Origin of the sequence: Parabacteroides sp. PH5-46 (assembly GCF_029892785.1) — a bacterium.
In the GTDB taxonomy this organism is placed as follows: Bacteria; Bacteroidota; Bacteroidia; order Bacteroidales; family Tannerellaceae; genus DFXE01.
Genome location: NZ_JARXXA010000009.1, coordinates 72,564 through 88,277, shown reverse-complemented (window position 1 = coordinate 88,277; position 15,714 = coordinate 72,564). Strand labels below are relative to the sequence as shown.

14 protein-coding genes are annotated in these 15,714 nt (G+C 45.7%); 10 read left to right on the top strand and 4 right to left on the bottom strand.

From position 1 onward, the window contains the following. The first annotated feature begins 97 nt into the window (after positions 1 to 97). Genes mfd through M2470_RS10965 form a run of 3 tightly spaced genes read left to right on the top strand, consistent with a single transcriptional unit; the run spans position 98 to position 5,941 of the window. Complete coding sequence (gene mfd / locus M2470_RS10975) at positions 98 to 3,439, top strand: transcription-repair coupling factor (protein ID WP_280745039.1); 3,342 nt, start codon at positions 98 to 100, stop codon at positions 3,437 to 3,439. A 39-nt stretch (positions 3,440 to 3,478) separates the two neighbouring features. Next, the gene (locus tag M2470_RS10970; RefSeq protein ID WP_280745038.1) at positions 3,479 to 4,015 is read left to right on the top strand and encodes a hypothetical protein; all 537 of its coding nucleotides are present in this window, start codon (positions 3,479 to 3,481) and stop codon (positions 4,013 to 4,015) included. 27 nt (positions 4,016 to 4,042) lie between these two features. Further along, a complete protein-coding gene (locus M2470_RS10965) occupies positions 4,043 to 5,941 on the top strand; it encodes an AMP-binding protein (RefSeq protein WP_280745037.1) in 1,899 nt (632 codons plus the stop codon). A 71-nt stretch (positions 5,942 to 6,012) separates the two neighbouring features. Here M2470_RS10965 and M2470_RS10960 read toward each other — a convergent pair whose 3' ends face one another. After that, entirely contained in the window at positions 6,013 to 7,341 is a 1,329-nt protein-coding gene (locus tag M2470_RS10960; protein ID WP_280745036.1) for an outer membrane protein transport protein, read from the bottom strand. A gap of 133 nt (positions 7,342 to 7,474) precedes the next feature. Then, complete coding sequence (locus tag M2470_RS10955; RefSeq protein ID WP_280745035.1) at positions 7,475 to 8,374, bottom strand: SMP-30/gluconolactonase/LRE family protein; 900 nt, start codon at positions 8,372 to 8,374, stop codon at positions 7,475 to 7,477. 197 nt (positions 8,375 to 8,571) lie between these two features. On the opposite strand from M2470_RS10955, the gene queC reads away from it, so the two are divergent. From queC to M2470_RS10940, 3 genes are all read left to right on the top strand, one after another. After that, complete coding sequence (gene queC / locus M2470_RS10950; RefSeq protein ID WP_280745034.1) at positions 8,572 to 9,249, top strand: 7-cyano-7-deazaguanine synthase QueC; 678 nt, start codon at positions 8,572 to 8,574, stop codon at positions 9,247 to 9,249. Further along, a complete protein-coding gene (queF, locus tag M2470_RS10945; protein ID WP_280745033.1) occupies positions 9,212 to 9,655 on the top strand; it encodes a preQ(1) synthase in 444 nt (147 codons plus the stop codon). The genes queC and queF overlap by 38 nt, the downstream gene beginning before the upstream one ends. Before the next feature lie 88 nt (positions 9,656 to 9,743). Continuing rightward, a complete protein-coding gene (locus M2470_RS10940; protein ID WP_280745032.1) occupies positions 9,744 to 10,538 on the top strand; it encodes a DUF1080 domain-containing protein in 795 nt (264 codons plus the stop codon). On the opposite strand, the gene M2470_RS10935 is transcribed toward M2470_RS10940, so the two are convergent. Then, positions 10,539 to 12,290 (bottom strand): DNA polymerase III subunit gamma/tau, encoded by a 1,752-nt coding sequence (locus tag M2470_RS10935; RefSeq protein WP_280745031.1) that lies wholly within the window; start codon positions 12,288 to 12,290, stop codon positions 10,539 to 10,541. A 70-nt stretch (positions 12,291 to 12,360) separates the two neighbouring features. On the opposite strand from M2470_RS10935, the gene M2470_RS10930 reads away from it, so the two are divergent. From M2470_RS10930 to M2470_RS10920, 3 genes are all read left to right on the top strand, one after another. After that, the gene (locus M2470_RS10930) at positions 12,361 to 12,666 is read left to right on the top strand and encodes a septum formation initiator family protein (RefSeq protein WP_280745030.1); all 306 of its coding nucleotides are present in this window, start codon (positions 12,361 to 12,363) and stop codon (positions 12,664 to 12,666) included. Then, positions 12,666 to 12,989: a hypothetical protein gene (locus M2470_RS10925; RefSeq protein ID WP_280745029.1), complete on the top strand. Its 324-nt coding sequence runs from the start codon at positions 12,666 to 12,668 to the stop codon at positions 12,987 to 12,989. Before M2470_RS10930 ends, M2470_RS10925 begins: the two co-directional genes overlap by 1 nt. 62 nt (positions 12,990 to 13,051) lie before the next feature. Beyond that, positions 13,052 to 13,474 (top strand): hypothetical protein, encoded by a 423-nt coding sequence (locus tag M2470_RS10920; protein ID WP_280745028.1) that lies wholly within the window; start codon positions 13,052 to 13,054, stop codon positions 13,472 to 13,474. Positions 13,475 to 13,488: 14 nt separating this feature from the next. Here the strand turns inward: M2470_RS10920 and M2470_RS10915 are convergent, their stop codons facing one another. Then, complete coding sequence (locus tag M2470_RS10915; RefSeq protein ID WP_280745027.1) at positions 13,489 to 14,472, bottom strand: TlpA disulfide reductase family protein; 984 nt, start codon at positions 14,470 to 14,472, stop codon at positions 13,489 to 13,491. A 154-nt stretch (positions 14,473 to 14,626) separates the two neighbouring features. Here M2470_RS10915 and M2470_RS10910 point away from each other — a divergent pair, with 154 nt between their 5' ends. Further along, positions 14,627 to 15,682, top strand: a complete 1,056-nt coding sequence (locus M2470_RS10910; RefSeq protein WP_280745026.1) for a glycoside hydrolase family 88 protein — start codon at positions 14,627 to 14,629, stop codon at positions 15,680 to 15,682. Positions 15,683 to 15,714: the final 32 nt, after the last annotated feature.

Here is a 15,714-nt window from a genome sequence, read left to right as displayed (position 1 = left end):
TTTCGGAGGACCAAAGGTATATATTTAAAACCATTTCAGACATAAATTTGTTCATTTTTGTACAAAACCATACCTTTGCATAAATATCTTTACCACTTTGAACTTACAAGAACTACTCAAACAGTATGCCGCTCACCCGAATGTATCGGCACTGGATCAATTACTCCTTGACGAATCGTCCCGGAACATATTCCTGAAAGGATTGGCCGGCTCCGGAGCTGCCACGGCAATTGCTGCCCTCTTTTCGCGCAGTGGCGGGTCTTACGTTTGTATCCTGAACGATCAGGAAGACGCGGGCTATTTCTATCACGACCTGGTACAGCTTACCGGAGGAGGGAAGATATGCTTTTTTCCTTCGGGATACCGCCGCTCCATCAAATACGGCCATACCGACCCTGCGAACGAAATTCTGCGGACGGAAGTGCTCAGTATGCTGCAAGATCCTTCGGCTTCTTATATAATAGTGACCTATCCGGAAGCGTTGGCCGAGAAAGTAATAGCCAAAGACATCCTGAAGGAAAATACACTCAAGATACACAAGGGGGAGCGTTTAGACAATATGTTTGTATCCGATATCCTGGACGAATATGGCTTCGAACATACCGACTATGTCTATGAGCCCGGGCAGTACGCTATGAGGGGTAGTATACTTGACGTATTCTCGTTTTCTTACGAGTTTCCCTACCGTATAGATTTCTTTGGCGATGAAGTAGAGACCATCCGCTCCTTCGATGTGGAGACACAGTTGTCGAAGGAGCGCTTCGATAGTATTCACATCGTCCCGCGCATGGGAAAGAAAGCCCGGGCAGAGGCTTCCCTGCTCGACAGTGTATCTTCACATGCCATTATTGCTGCCAGGGATCTCGCTTGGTGCAAAGAGCGTATCAATACCTTGTGGGACGAAGAACCGGTGCAGGGCGATGAAGAATCCTTCCGCAATATAGACCACAAACGCGAGAAGCTGGTCACCGCCGAAGGCTTCCTCCGTCAGGCGCTCGACTTCCGTCGTATCCACTTCGGTACACGCCCCAGCGGCACGGCAGATGCCACGATTACCTTTCAGACCACTCCGCAACCAATTTACCATAAAAACTTCGACCTGGTAAGCGAGTCACTCCGCAATTACCTTTCCGAAGGCTATACATTATATATATTAAGTGATTCGGAGAAGCAAACCGAGCGTATCCGAACCATCTTCGAGGATAGGGGAGACGACATCCCCTTCACGGCAGTAGGTAAAACCATTCACGAGGGCTTTTCAGATGCCGGAATAAAGGCTTGCTTCTTTACCGACCATCAGCTGTTCGACCGCTTCCATAAATTCAGTCTAAAGAGCGACAAGGCGCGCAGCGGGAAGATCACCCTCTCGCTCAAGGAACTCAATCAGTTCTCCAACGGCGATTACATTGTGCATGTAGACCATGGCGTGGGTCAGTTCGGAGGCCTTGTGCGTACCGAAGCCAACGGCAAGATACAGGAGGTGGTAAAGCTCATCTTCCTGAACAACGATGTGATCTTCGTAAGCATCCATTCCCTGCATAAACTCTCCCGTTACAAGGGTAAGGACAGCGGCGAACCGCCCAAACTCAGCAAACTGGGTACTGGCGCCTGGGAGCGCATGAAGGAACGTACCAAAAAGAAGGTAAAAGACATTGCGCGCGATTTAATCCTGCTCTACTCCAAGCGGCGACAGGAAACGGGCTTCGCCTACTCTCCCGACAGCTTTATGCAACACGAACTCGAGGCCAGCTTCATCTACGAAGACACCCCGGATCAGATGAAAGCCACTGCCGATGTTAAAATGGACATGGAAGACACCCGCCCGATGGACAGGCTGATCTGTGGCGACGTAGGCTTTGGTAAAACAGAAGTGGCCATGCGTGCCGCATTCAAGGCCGTGGCCGATAATAAGCAGGTAGCCGTTCTGGTGCCCACTACGGTGCTCGCTTTCCAGCATTACCAGTCCTTCCGGGATCGTCTAAAGGATTTTCCTTGTAGGATCGATTACATCAGCCGCGCCCGCTCTGCGGCACAAATTAAGGCGGTGCTCGAAGACGTAAAAGAAGGTAAGGTAAATATACTGATAGGTACCCACCGCATTGTGAGCAAAGATGTGAAGTTCAAAGACCTTGGTCTGCTTATTATAGACGAAGAACAGAAATTCGGCGTTTCTGTAAAGGAAAAATTACGGCAGATGAAGGTGAATGTGGATACCCTCACGATGACGGCAACGCCCATTCCGCGTACCTTGCAGTTCTCACTGATGGGCGCACGCGACCTGAGCAATATCAACACTCCGCCGCCCAACCGTTACCCTGTCCGCTCCGAAGTAGAGCGTTTCAATCCTGATATCATACGCGACGCCATCGAGTTTGAGATGAGTCGCAACGGCCAGGTGTTCTTTATCAATAATCGCATCCAGAACATACACGAGATAGAGGCTCTGATAAAGCGTGAAGTACCCGATGCCCGCGTATGCGTAGGGCACGGACAGATGGAACCCGAAAAACTGGAAAAGATACTGCTCGACTTCATCAATTACGAATACGACGTATTGGTGGCCACCTCCATTGTGGAAAATGGTATCGACGTATCCAATGCGAACACCATTATCGTAAACAATGCCCACCAATTCGGTCTGTCCGACCTGCATCAGCTGCGCGGAAGGGTAGGGCGGAGTAATCGCAAGGCCTTCTGTTATTTACTTTCCCCGCCACTCTCAACGTTAACGCAAGAAGCGCGGCGGAGACTTCAAGCCATAGAGAATTTTTCCGAACTCGGCAGTGGAATACACATCGCTATGCAAGACTTGGATATCCGTGGTGCCGGAAACCTGCTGGGTGCCGAGCAGAGCGGCTTTATAGCCGACCTGGGTTACGAAACCTACCAGAAAATATTGGAAGAAGCCGTAGACGAACTCAAGAACGAAGAGTTTGCCGAGCTTTACGAAGGAACCGAGGCCGCCCGTCACCATAGCGGCGAAGATTTTGTGCGCGAAACCCACATTGAGAGCGATTTGGAACTGATGTTTCCGCCAGTGTATATCCCCAGCGACTCCGAGCGCGTTTCCCTGTACCGAGAGCTCGACAAGATGGAAGAAGAGCTCGACATCCTGGCGTTTTCCGACCGCCTAAAAGATCGCTTCGGTTCTATCCCCAAGGAAGGCAAGGAATTGATACGCGTAGTACGTCTGAGGCGGTTGGCCCGCTCGCTGGGCATTGAAAAGGCCGTCCTCAAACAGGGACGCATGAGCCTCTTCTTCGTGAGTAATCCCCACAGCCCGTACTACGAAAGCGACATTTTCGGGAAGATACTCAGCTACATCAGCTGTTACCCACGTCGTTGTGAACTGCGGGAAAACAATAACAAACGTAGCCTCCTCATCAAAGACGTCCCCACCATAGAAGATGCCTGCTCTATATTGGAGGAAATGGGTTGATTTTTTAATATATTTGTCCCAAACTAAAAAAGAAAGCGGATGAAATGGTTTAATAAAACCCTCTTGCTAGCCTGTTGTCTGTTAGCGTTTTGCTCTTGCGGTGGCGATGATGATGACGAAAGCGATGATATCAACACTCTTCACCATTACCGTGTAGAGTTTGAAACAGAAGGTGATAAATCTTCTTACCTGATGCAGGTGACTATCAATTGCCTGAAAGAATACAGTTCCATCTTACCCAATAAATACGTTGACATAACAATGGACGGTAAAAAGATAGACCAGTACTGGAAAAAAGATGTATCTCTCTATCACTTTGCCCAGTCAACCACTCCTTACCCCAATGAAATGCACAATTTTGTGTTTGGCAAGCTGCATACATTTGAAACCGTGGATAAAGGAGTGCTGCTCACCCTGCATGTAAGTAATTCGGCGCTTGTCCCTTCTGATATGCCCGCTCCCGAATCTCTGACAACGGTTATACGTATATACAGAGACAACAAATTGGTAGATGAAACCAAGTCTACCATTAGCGGAAGAGGTACTGAATTTGTATACGGCCCCAAAGAGTTTTAATATACATTCTTACAGAAAAATACTACCATGAAACGAACATTAGTAGACCTTTTCGAGAGTTCGGTGGCTCAGTATCCATCGAACACCTTCCTTTTAGAGAAAACGAAAGATGAATTTGAACCAACCACCTATTCCCAAACGAAGGAACAAGTCTACACCCTGGGTGCAGGGCTTGTAGCGCTGGGAGTAAGCAAAGGAGACAATATGGCGTTGCTCAGCGAAGGACGGAACGCCTGGATTATCAGCGAGCTGGCTATGTTTTATGCCGGAGCAACCAACGTGCCTCTGTCCGTAAAGCTGGAAGAGGCCAACGATCTTCTTTTCCGTCTGCAGCATGCCGATGTGAAGTATATTATGGTCAGCGGCCAGCAACTGAAGAAAATCCGTGCTATTACAGCACAGCTCCCGCTTGTAGAGAAGGTGATCATCCTGGACGAACAGTCCGAATACCTGCCCGGCGAAATCTCCCTGGCCGAGGTAAAAGCGATGGGCGAACAGTATCTGAAGGATACACCTGTGGAAGACTTTCTGAGTATCGGTCGCTCGCTTCAAAACGATGATTATGCCACTATCACCTATACATCGGGCACTACGGCAGATCCGAAAGGCGTCATCCTGACCCATAGGAACTACACAGCCAATATAGAGCAGTCTCTATCCTGTATCGATATCACCCAAGATTGGCGGACCTTTGTGATCCTGCCATTAGACCATTGCTTCGCCCATGTGGTAGGATTCTACATCTTCATGTCTAAAGGTGCAGCCGTGGCGACCGTGCAGGTAGGCCGTACAGGTATGGAAACACTGAAGAATATCCCCGGCAATATCAAAGAAGTGAAGCCATATCTGATACTCAGTGTTCCGGCATTGGCCAAGAATTTTAAAAAGAGTATAGAGCAGGGTATACAAGCTCAGGGACCTACGGTGGTTCGTTTGTTCAACCTCGGGCTCAAAGCGGCCTATGCTTACAATGGAGACGGTGGTGACGACAAAGGTCGGGGCTGGCGATTCATTCTTAAACCTTTTGTGGCGCTGATGGACAAGCTGGTCTTCTCGAAGGTTAGGCTCAATTTTGGCGGCGAACTGCGCTTTTTTATCGGCGGAGGCGCCCTATTGGACAAAGACCTGCAGAAATTCTATTATGCCATCGGCATGCCAATGTACCAAGGCTATGGCCTGAGTGAGGCTACTCCGGTGATCTCTACCAATGGTCCCCGCCGCCATCTGTTTGGCAGCAGCGGTGTGTTGGTGCAACCGCTGGATTTGAAGATATGCGACAACGATGGTAAAGAACTGCCCGACGGTGAGAAAGGCGAAATCGTGATCCGTGGCGAAAATGTTATGGCGGGCTACTGGAAAAACCCTGTGGCAAGCGCCGAAACCGTGCGTGACGGTTGGTTATACACCGGTGATATGGGGTACATGAAAGACGGTCTCCTCTTTGTACTCGGCAGGTTCAAGAGTTTGCTGATTAGTAGCGACGGCGAGAAATATAGCCCCGAAGGCATTGAAGAAGCCCTTATGGAGCACTCTCCGGCCATCGATCAACTCTTATTATACAACAACCAGAATCCATACACGGTAGCCATCCTTGTTTCGAACAAAGACTACCTTAAGAAGGAACTGGCTGTTAAGCAAATGACCCTCGACACAGCAGAAGGTAAGCAGGAGGCTATCGACATCATCCGTCGCCAGATCGACCGCTTCAAAAAAGGCGGAGATTTGTCTACTCTCTTCCCCGACCGCTGGCTACCTACTACTTTTGCCGTCCTACCCGAAGCCTGGACAGAGCAAAACGGACTGGTAAACAGCTCCCTAAAGGTTATCAGAGGCAAGGTAGAAAAGCTATACGCTTCCCGTATCGAGCATCTATACACCCCCGAGGGCAAGAACCCTCAGAATGAAAAGAATATCACCTCCCTATAAAAGTAGGCAAGATGTAAAAGGCCGCCTCCGAAGAACGGGGCGGCCTTTTTATATTAGATAAAACTCAAATATTAGAAAGAATAGGATAAACCGATCGTGGGCGTAAAGGCCCTGATCTTATAGTGTCCAGGAAATCTGCGAGGGTCTCCAGTTATGGGGCTAACATCGGTGTATGAGCCATCGCGGCCGAATCCGGTGGTATAAGCCATTGCAAAGTCTACCGACAGCCTTGAAAGCGGGCGGAAGCTAAGTCCGGCACTCATTCCCAGTTTGTTCATACTGGGTGTCTCGGGATTGAGGAATTCGTCTTTCACTGGTGTTTCGTCAAAATAGAATCCCAGACGTAAATCGAGACGGTCTGTGGTTGCGTATTGTCCGCCGATGCGGTAGATACGGCTGTTTTTGTAGTTTTTCTCAGCGTTGATACTGTATCCTTCCAGTACTTCTTGAGAAAACTGCACATTCAGAGCCTTGTACGCTCCCCAGCCAACGAACTGTACTTCTCCGGAGAGCAACAGCTTGTCGGTAGGTTTGTAACTGACTCCTACATTGACGTTTGAAGGTAAGGGCAGGGATGCCTCGAATGTTCCTCGGTCGAGGGGAGGTATCGTTGAAAATATAGCTTTTAATTCTGTTTCGTTGGCATAGTTTAATGCGGCAGTTCCTTCTTCTACTTCCATTTTGACTTTGGAACGGTATGAAACTCCGATTGTAATCTTGTCGTTGAGGTCAAACATCGCTCCAAGATTATATCCCAGCTTCAGTCCGGCATCTCCTGAGAGTGTTGCGGCAATCGGCGTGATGCCTTTATACTTATCGGCAATCGGAGTCAGTTCAGGTCTGAGTTGCGCGAGCATAGCAATGTCGTTTGAAGAGATCAGTGCCCGGCTAAGGGAGAAGTCTCCAAACATAACCATCAAACCTCCACCTACGCTGAGGCGGTCGCCAATCTTGAAGGCTACCGTCGGCTGAATGGAAAAGGATTTTAAGGAGATATCCTGTATCAGATGAGAACCTTCCCAGTTTTTTCCCCAGTTCATGGCGCTTCCATAAGGGTTGGTAACGCTGATTCCGGCAGCAAGGAAATCGTATACCTTGAATCCGGCGTAGAAATAGAGGGGAGTGCTCGGGTCGTTATCAATTTTGTGCTTGTAGTTGCCGTTTTTGAAATCGCCGCTTGATATGACAGCAGAAACCCCGGCTGAGAGGTCTATACTATTGTTCATGAAAGCCAGCCCGGCTGGATTGAAGTGCATACTTTCTGCTCCGAGCTTTAATGCAGCACCGACATGTCCCATACCTGCCTGTTTAGCACTTTGTGAGTTTACTTGATAACCCTCCGCCGCTGTGTAAGACAAAGGAAGCATGAGGATACATGCAAATGCAAAGATTTTTTTCATACTCTTTTGTAGTTAATTTCTCTTATTTTAAAGCATATTTCACACAATTGTGGGGACAAAGATATAACTTTATCTGAAAATCTGCACACTTTTTTAAAGTTTGTGCAGATTTTTTTGAGAACTAACTACTGATTTACCTGATTCCTTTTACGTTCATGCGTATGCTGTACAAATATTGAGAGGCTGTGATGAAGAGGGTTTTCATGTCCTTTCCTCCGAAGCAGATGTTGGCTGTCCAGCCAGCCTCTACGGGGATGTGGGCGATCTGTACGCCTTCGGGATTGAAGACACTAACTCCTTTGCCGGTCAGATAGACGTTTCCGGCCTCATCCATCGTCATGCCGTCGGAGCCCATGGAGCAGAAGAGCCTTTTGTTGCTGAGGGAGCCGTCGGGCTGAATGTCGTAAGCGTAGGTTTTCCCGGCCCGGATGTCAGCCACGTAGAGGAGCTTCCCGTCCGGAGTGCCGATGATACCGTTGGGCTGCTCGAGCGTATCGTCGACGCGGGAGACTGTCTGATGATCGGGCGAGAGGTAGTAAAGGTGTTGTCCGTCTTGCTGCATCTCGGGAGAGCGCGTCCAATAGTCGCGTTTGTATAGCGGGTCGGTGAGGTAGACGCCTCCCTTGGGATGTACCCAGAGATCGTTGGGTCCGTTGAGCTTCCGCCCTTGATAATCAGTCAGGATGACCGTGTGGGAACCGTCCGGATTGAAGCGCCAGATCTCATTCTCCATGTCAGAGCAGGAGAGGAGGTGGTTGTCCTTGTCGAAGTACATGCCGTTGGCTCTTCCTGTATTGTCGAGGAAGACGGAGAGTTTGCCGTCTGTCGACCATTTGTAGATCTTGTCGTTGGGCTGGTCGGTGAAGTAGATATTTCCATCCTTGTCTACAGCAGGTCCCTCGGTGAAGCTAAAGCCGTCGGCTAGCTTCTCTACGACAGCTCCTTCGGCTACAACGCCTTTCGGCTGTCCGCACGAAGCCGCTACAGATATCACACACACAAACAGGGAATAAAGAATAAACGATTGTCTCATAAACAAAATATTTAGATTTTCAAATGTCAGAAAGTATTTGCAAATCTACATAAAAATAAGGACTTTAATTAAAATCCCACAATTGTTGAACTTATGTTCTACAACTGTTGAATTCATGTTCTACATATGTTGAACATAAGTTCTACAGTTGTGGGACTATATTTGTTTTGGTTCAAACAATATTTTATCTTTGGGGGATGAAACAGAAAGATGCAGCGTTGGTTTGTTTTTCCGGAGGGCAGGATTCTACTACCTGTCTTTTCTGGGCGAAGAAACACTTTGCGGAAGTTGAAACAGTTTGCTTTACGTATGGACAGAAGCATTCGTTGGAGATTGATATTGCTCGTAAGATCGCTGAGGAGGCGGGAGTTCCGTTTCAGTTGCTGGATGTGTCATTGCTGAGCCAGCTGGCTCCTAATTCGCTGACTGATACATCTATTGTGATGGATGAAGATAAACCGGACGATACATATCCTAACACCTTTGTGCCGGGGCGTAACCTGATTTTTCTTACTTTTGCAGCGATTCTGGCTCGGACAAAAGGGATATTCCATTTGGTGACAGGTGTTTCGGAAGCTGATTATAGTGGCTATCCGGATTGTCGGGATACATTTGTACGTTCGCTGAATGTGACATTAAATCTGGCGATGGACGAGCAGTTTGTAATCCATACCCCCCTGATGAGCCGGGATAAAAGCGAAGTATGGCAGTTGGCAGACGAGCTGGGAGTATTTGATCTGGTGCGAACTCAAACGCTGACCTGTTACAACGGAATCCCGGCAGATGGTTGTGGCCATTGCCCTGCCTGTAAATTAAGAAAAGAAGGATTAGAAAAATATGAAACTGAACGCATTAGGAAAAGAGACGGTTTATAAACAGGAGTATGCTCCTGAAGTGTTGGAAGCTTTTGTGAACAAGCATCCTGATAATGACTATTGGGTACGTTTTAACTGTCCGGAGTTTACGAGCCTTTGTCCGATCACCGGTCAACCGGACTTTGCTACGATCCATATCGACTACATACCAGATGTGAAAATGGTGGAGAGTAAGAGCCTGAAGTTATACCTTTTCAGTTTTCGTAATCATGGAGCATTCCATGAAGATTGTGTCAATATCATTATGAAAGACCTGATAGCCTTGATGGAACCAAAGTATATTGAAGTAACAGGTGTTTTCACCCCGCGTGGAGGTATCAGTATCTACCCCTATTGCAATTATGGCAAGCCGGGTAGTAAGTATGAGCAGTTGGCAGAGCAAAGACTGTTCAATCATAATAAGTAAATCCCATCATAATAAATAAAAGTGAGGAAATACACTTTTGGATTTGATATTTTTATTTATTTTGCATTCAAACTAAACTTTATATACCATGAACAAGAAAAGTTTTATATCTAAATCTCTATTAGTTACATTTAGTTTTGCAATCTGTGTAGGCGCGTATGCCCAACAGAAAGAGTATCCCCAACCAGAGCGGATGAAACCAGGTATGTCTGAGTATTGGACACCACAGCCCAAGATTGTTACTCCAGGAACAACCACTAAAGCGGCTGCCCTTACTGCCCCTTCGGATGCTATTATTCTGTTTGACGGAAAAGACCTGTCGGCATGGGAAGGCGCACAAGGAGGTCCTGCGCTTTGGAAAGTGCATGATGGTGTATTTACAGTTGATAAGAAAACGGGTGATATCCAGACCAAACAGAAGTTTGAAAATTACCAATTACACCTAGAATGGTGTGTGCCTGAAAATATTACCGGAACCAGCCAGGGAAGAGGTAATAGCGGTGTATTCATGCAAGGATTATACGAAGTACAGATACTGGACAACTATAATAACGAAACCTATGTAAACGGACAGGCAGGTAGTGTGTATAAACAAACTCCTCCGCTGGCAAATGCTATGCGCAAACCGGGTGAGTGGAATGTGTATGATATCATTTATTCGGCTCCGATCTTTAAAGAAGACGGAACATATCGCGTTCCTCCTACGGTAACAGTTATTCATAATGGAGTTGTTCTTCAGAACCATACTACTATATTAGGAACTACAGAGTATATCGGTTTCCCGAAAGTACGGAAACATGGTGTCGGTCCGATCGTCCTTCAAAGCCATGGCGACCCAAGCGAACCGATTAGTTTCAGGAATATCTGGATAAGAGAACTTTAATTAATCCGGCATGAGATTAAACTCGTCTTTTAACTTGTTTAAAAGGGGGTTAACGGCAGATAAATGTTCGTATTTGTCTGCCGAAGTATAAGCCAGTTTCTTTTCATTTGTTTCCAGCATACGTATCCGCATTTGTACCCGGCTGTTTTTTAGCTGAGAACGTAAATGGGTGAGGATATGTATGCTGTTGTTTAATAACTCATCGCGTTGCCCGGGGTTGTGGATCGCTATCTCAAAATGAAAATCCTCTTGCAAGTCCGGCGTGCAATTATCCATAATCCCTTTTAGGTAGGCATTCCCCTCCAATGCTTCTGCATATCCGTTCCATGCATTTTTTAGCGCTTCATTGTCGAAAGGAGTAGTCTGCTCTTTCTCTGTGTCGGATGCAATCGATTGATTTTGAGGTTTGTTTATTTCTTCTTCTATCTTTTTGATGGAAGTAGATACCGGTCCTTGTGCTACATTCTTCTTAGAAAATCCAGGTGTGTAGGGCTGACTTGGAGGGGGCGGTGCTACTGATGCCGATGCCGGCATTTGTGTTGTCACTACTGCATTTTGAGCAGGAGGAGGAGTTTGTGCTTGGTTTTGTGTTTGATTTTGAGGCGAAACACCGTCTACCGGTTCAATCAGGCGTTTTTTTTTACTGTCGTCCGATTGCGACTTAGATAGTTGGCAGAGCTGTATCAGCGTTAGCTCCAGTAGTAGGCGCTTATTTCGACTGATGCGATAGTTCAGATCGCATGAATTAGCTAGTTCTATCGCTTTGTATAGGAACTGCTCCGGACAGCGTTTGGCTGTCTCCTTGTAGCGCTCCCGGATAGAGGCACCTACTTCGAACAGAACGAGAGTTGCTTCATCTCTGCAAATCAGTAAGTCGCGAAAATGCGAGGCCAAGCCGGTAATGATATTCTGACCGTCAAAGCCTTTGCTTAAAATCTCATTGAGTATCAAAATGGCCTCTCTTACATTACCTGTCAGCATTGCATCTGTTAGCCTGAAGTAGTACTCATAGTCCAATACATTCAGGTTGTCGATAACAGCTTGATAGGTGATGTTTCCATTGGTGAAACTGAGTACCTGGTCAAATATAGACAAGGCGTCGCGCATTCCTCCGTCTGCTTTCTGGGCGATTACATTTAGTGCTTCTGCTTCGGCAGTAGCTCCTTCCTGAGAGGCTACATACTCCAGATGCTCTACCATGTCTGATATGGAAATACGGGAAAAATCGTAAATCTGGCAGCGGGAAAGTATAGTAGGTAATACCTTGTGTTTCTCGGTAGTAGCCAAAATAAACAAGGCGTGATGAGGCGGCTCTTCCAGTGTTTTCAGAAAGGCGTTGAATGCCGCAGCACTCAGCATATGTACCTCGTCTATGATAAATACTTTATATTTCCCTAAAGCCGGTGGTATGCGTACCTGGTCTATCAGTGTACGAATGTCGTCTACCGAGTTGTTGGATGCAGCATCCAACTCATGAATATTGTACGAGCGTTGCTCATTGAAGGCTATGCACGATTCACAGGCGTTGCAAGCTTCTCCTTCGGCTGTGGGTTGCAGGCAGTTGATTGTTTTGGCGAAAATACGGGCACAGGATGTTTTTCCTACTCCGCGCGGACCACAGAATAAATAAGCATGAGCCAATTTGTTATTTGCTATCGCATTTTTTAATGTTGTAGTTAATGATTTTTGGCCCACAACATTACGAAAAGTAGAAGGTCTGTATTTTCTTGCCGAAACAATATAATTATCCATTCGTTGTTTTTTTCTTACTTAACACAAAGATATAAATAATTCATTTATCTTTGTAGGAAAAGAAATTTCTATGTCTGTTCTGAAAGATTTTTATACGAAATACCTGTCAAAAATAAATGCTTACTGGCTGGTTACGATAGGAGTTGTGGCTCTTACTTTTACAGCGGGCGACAGCAATCTGTATAAACGCTATGAATATGACGAGAAAATAAAGGAACTGGAAAAGGAGATCAAATACTATCAGAAAGAGATTGAAACAAATACTCAAAAGTTGAACGATCTGCATACTGACAAAGAAGGACTTGAACGGTTTGCCCGCGAGGAATACCTGATGAAAAAGTCTAACGAGGATGTGTTTATAATTAAAAAGAAGTAATGAGTAAACAGTTGCGTTCCATCATCTTTAATTTTTCAGCTTTATTGCTTTTATTTGGGGCTGTATTATTTATAACGAAGTTGTTTTTTGCTCCCTATTTATTTGCATTAGGTGCTGCAGGTATTGCTATTGTCCATCTGACAACTCCTACTAAAGATATGGATTTTCGCACACGGCGTTTGCAGATTTTTAATGTGATAGCCAGTCTGTTGCTGATTGTAGCTTCTTCTTTTATGTTTATGAATAGAAATGAGTGGATACTTTGTATGACGATTGCTGCACTTTTGCTACTTTATTCGGCTTTTATGAGCCATAAGAAATGATTAAAACTCTTATTTAAACATTCGACAATCAGTGGATTGTCCTTCTAAAACAAACAAATACTATGGAAGCGAAACATTTATTCTCTGAGGATTCGGATTGGTTGTGCATTACCGAATTAACCTATCCGCAAGGCGAAATCATAAAAGAAAACGGAGGGCTATCTATCAGGATATTACCTGATCAGATTGTTAGAGAAAGTTGGTTTTATGACGAAGAAGGCAAGTTTGAATCTCAACTTGTTATCAACCAGATTTCATCCTGGCAGTATACGTATGAATCCCCGGATATAAAACAGATGGGTACACAAAAAGGCACGATTCACGTTGATAGGAATCGTACGTATTCAAAATTCACAATAGGAGATACTTTGCTGAATGGCTATGAGATAACCGCCCGTAATAACAATGTCTGTTATATGGACGGAGCCCTTTATTATGACCAGAAACTGATCAAAGCCTGGTCTACTGTTATGACGAAACAGTAAATAATAGCAGCTTGTTAAGGCATCACTTCTTTCAGCTTATTGTGCAATGCCTCACCTGTTATATTCCTGGCAATTATAATACCTTCCGGGTTTAGCAATACATTGTCGGGGATTCCACGTACCCCATAAAGTGCCGGAATTTCGGAGTCCCAATATTTCAGGTCGGAAAGGTGTGTCCAGGTCAGTTTGTCATCTGCTATTGCTTTTAGCCATTGACTTTTATCACGATCCAGAGATATTCCTAAAACGGTAAAACCCTTGTCCTTGAAGTCTTCAAATGCCTTCACTACATTGGGGTTTTCGCGGCGGCAGGGAGGGCACCAGGCTGCCCAGAAGTCAATCAAAAGATATTTGCCCCGGAATGATGACAAGGATACCTGTACACCTGCAGTATCGGGCAATGAGAACTCGGGAGCAACCTTCCCTATCTGCACGTTTTCCAACTGTGTAATAATCTTATCCAGGTCCAGGATATAGGGGCAAGATGCCAGAGTGGGAGCCAGTTTGGCTCGTGTATCTTTCAAATTATCCAGTGTTAGCTGATATGTGAAATAGCGGTATAAATAAAAAGCCGCGACCGGAGAGTCCGGGTATTTTGTTACCAAACTATCTATATTATAGCCCTTTTCAAATACCTTTTCTGCATTTTCTAAAAAGATATCATTGGCCGGAGAACCTTGTATGCTGATGGAGCCATCTTCGGCATTCAGTACAACATTCATTGCTTTATTTTCAACGAAGAATTGCGCCGGATACCTCATGTCTTCAGTAGCCAATCCATATAATAATGGAGTTTCTACCTTCCCGCTAAACTCAAAATGCCCCTCTTTGATTTCTGCAGAATCGGTATTGAAGAACATCTTGTTACGAAACGATTTCAGGTAAACCATTCCTTCGGAGGCACCCTCTACTTCTCCCTTTATTACATATCCTTCGGGAGCCTGCTGGCAACCGGCCAGCAATGCGCAAGCTGTTATAATAGCAAAAAACTGTTTCATACGTAAAATACTTGAATTTGATTGACAAATCTACAAAATCAGACGTAAATAACCTATGTTCCGAATAAATAATGTATTTTAGGCCTGATTTATTTTTTACAGACTCTACGAACGAATTAAAGACCAATGTTATAGTATAATTAAAAATTAAACCATGCAAAACAGACGACACTTTATCCGTAACCTATCCCTTATTATACCTGCCACAGCAGTAGGAGGATATGCAGCAAAAGCAGCTACTTTTGCAGAAGAAAACAGACCTGATAATCTTCTTTTACTGAAGGTACGCTATGCCATGTTGGCCATGCAACGTGCCTCTTGGGAGCAGGGAACCACTATTCAGGCCATGATTGAATGCCGGGAGTTTGAAATGCTGCGTTTTTTGGTAGACGAAGCCATTCTGCGCCAGTCGCCTGACGGACGTACTTGTATGCTTGGCTCGGGGCATAATGTTACAGACCCTGTAGCGGCAGGCTGCGGCATATTAAAAGCCTACGAGTTGTTTGGCGACGAAAAATACAAATCGGCAGCTGATCGCTTGTACGATTATTGCAAAAATAAGGCTCCGCGTGATCCGAACGGAACACTATATCACCTGAACGACAGCAAGCAGCTATGGAGCGACTCTATCTATATGCTTCCTCCCTTTTTGGCTGCATATCAGGATTCTGAGGAGTGTATGAAGCAACTCAGGGGCTATCGGACCCGCCTGTGGCAACCCAAGAAGAAGCTGTATTCGCATCGTTGGAGTGATGACGAAAACCGCTTCCTGACTGAAAATAGCTGGGGAGGTGGAAATGGTTGGGCAGCAGCCTCTTTTGCTATTGTATATGAGCTGTTACCCAAGGCACAACAAACATACCGGGAAGAAGTGGCTTCTTATCTGGTAGAACTATTGGAAGGCTTGCTACCCAATATGCGTCCGGACGGGCTTTTCCATGATATAGTAGATAATCCTCAGACTTATGTAGAAACGAATCTCTCTCAGATGACAGCTTTTGCGATCTATAAAGCCGTGAAAAACGGAGCAATAGACTCCTCTTATTTGCAGGCTGCCAAGCAAATGCAACAAGGGGCTCTGTCTAAGGTAGATCAATATGGATATGTGCAGGGTGCTGCCGGCTCGCCGATGTTTAATAGTCCCGGTACCTCTACTGAAGCGCAGGCTTTCCTGCTTATGATGGTGGCTGCAGAGAGTAATGTTTTGTAAGTAAATTTATTAAAGAACTAAATATTGATAAA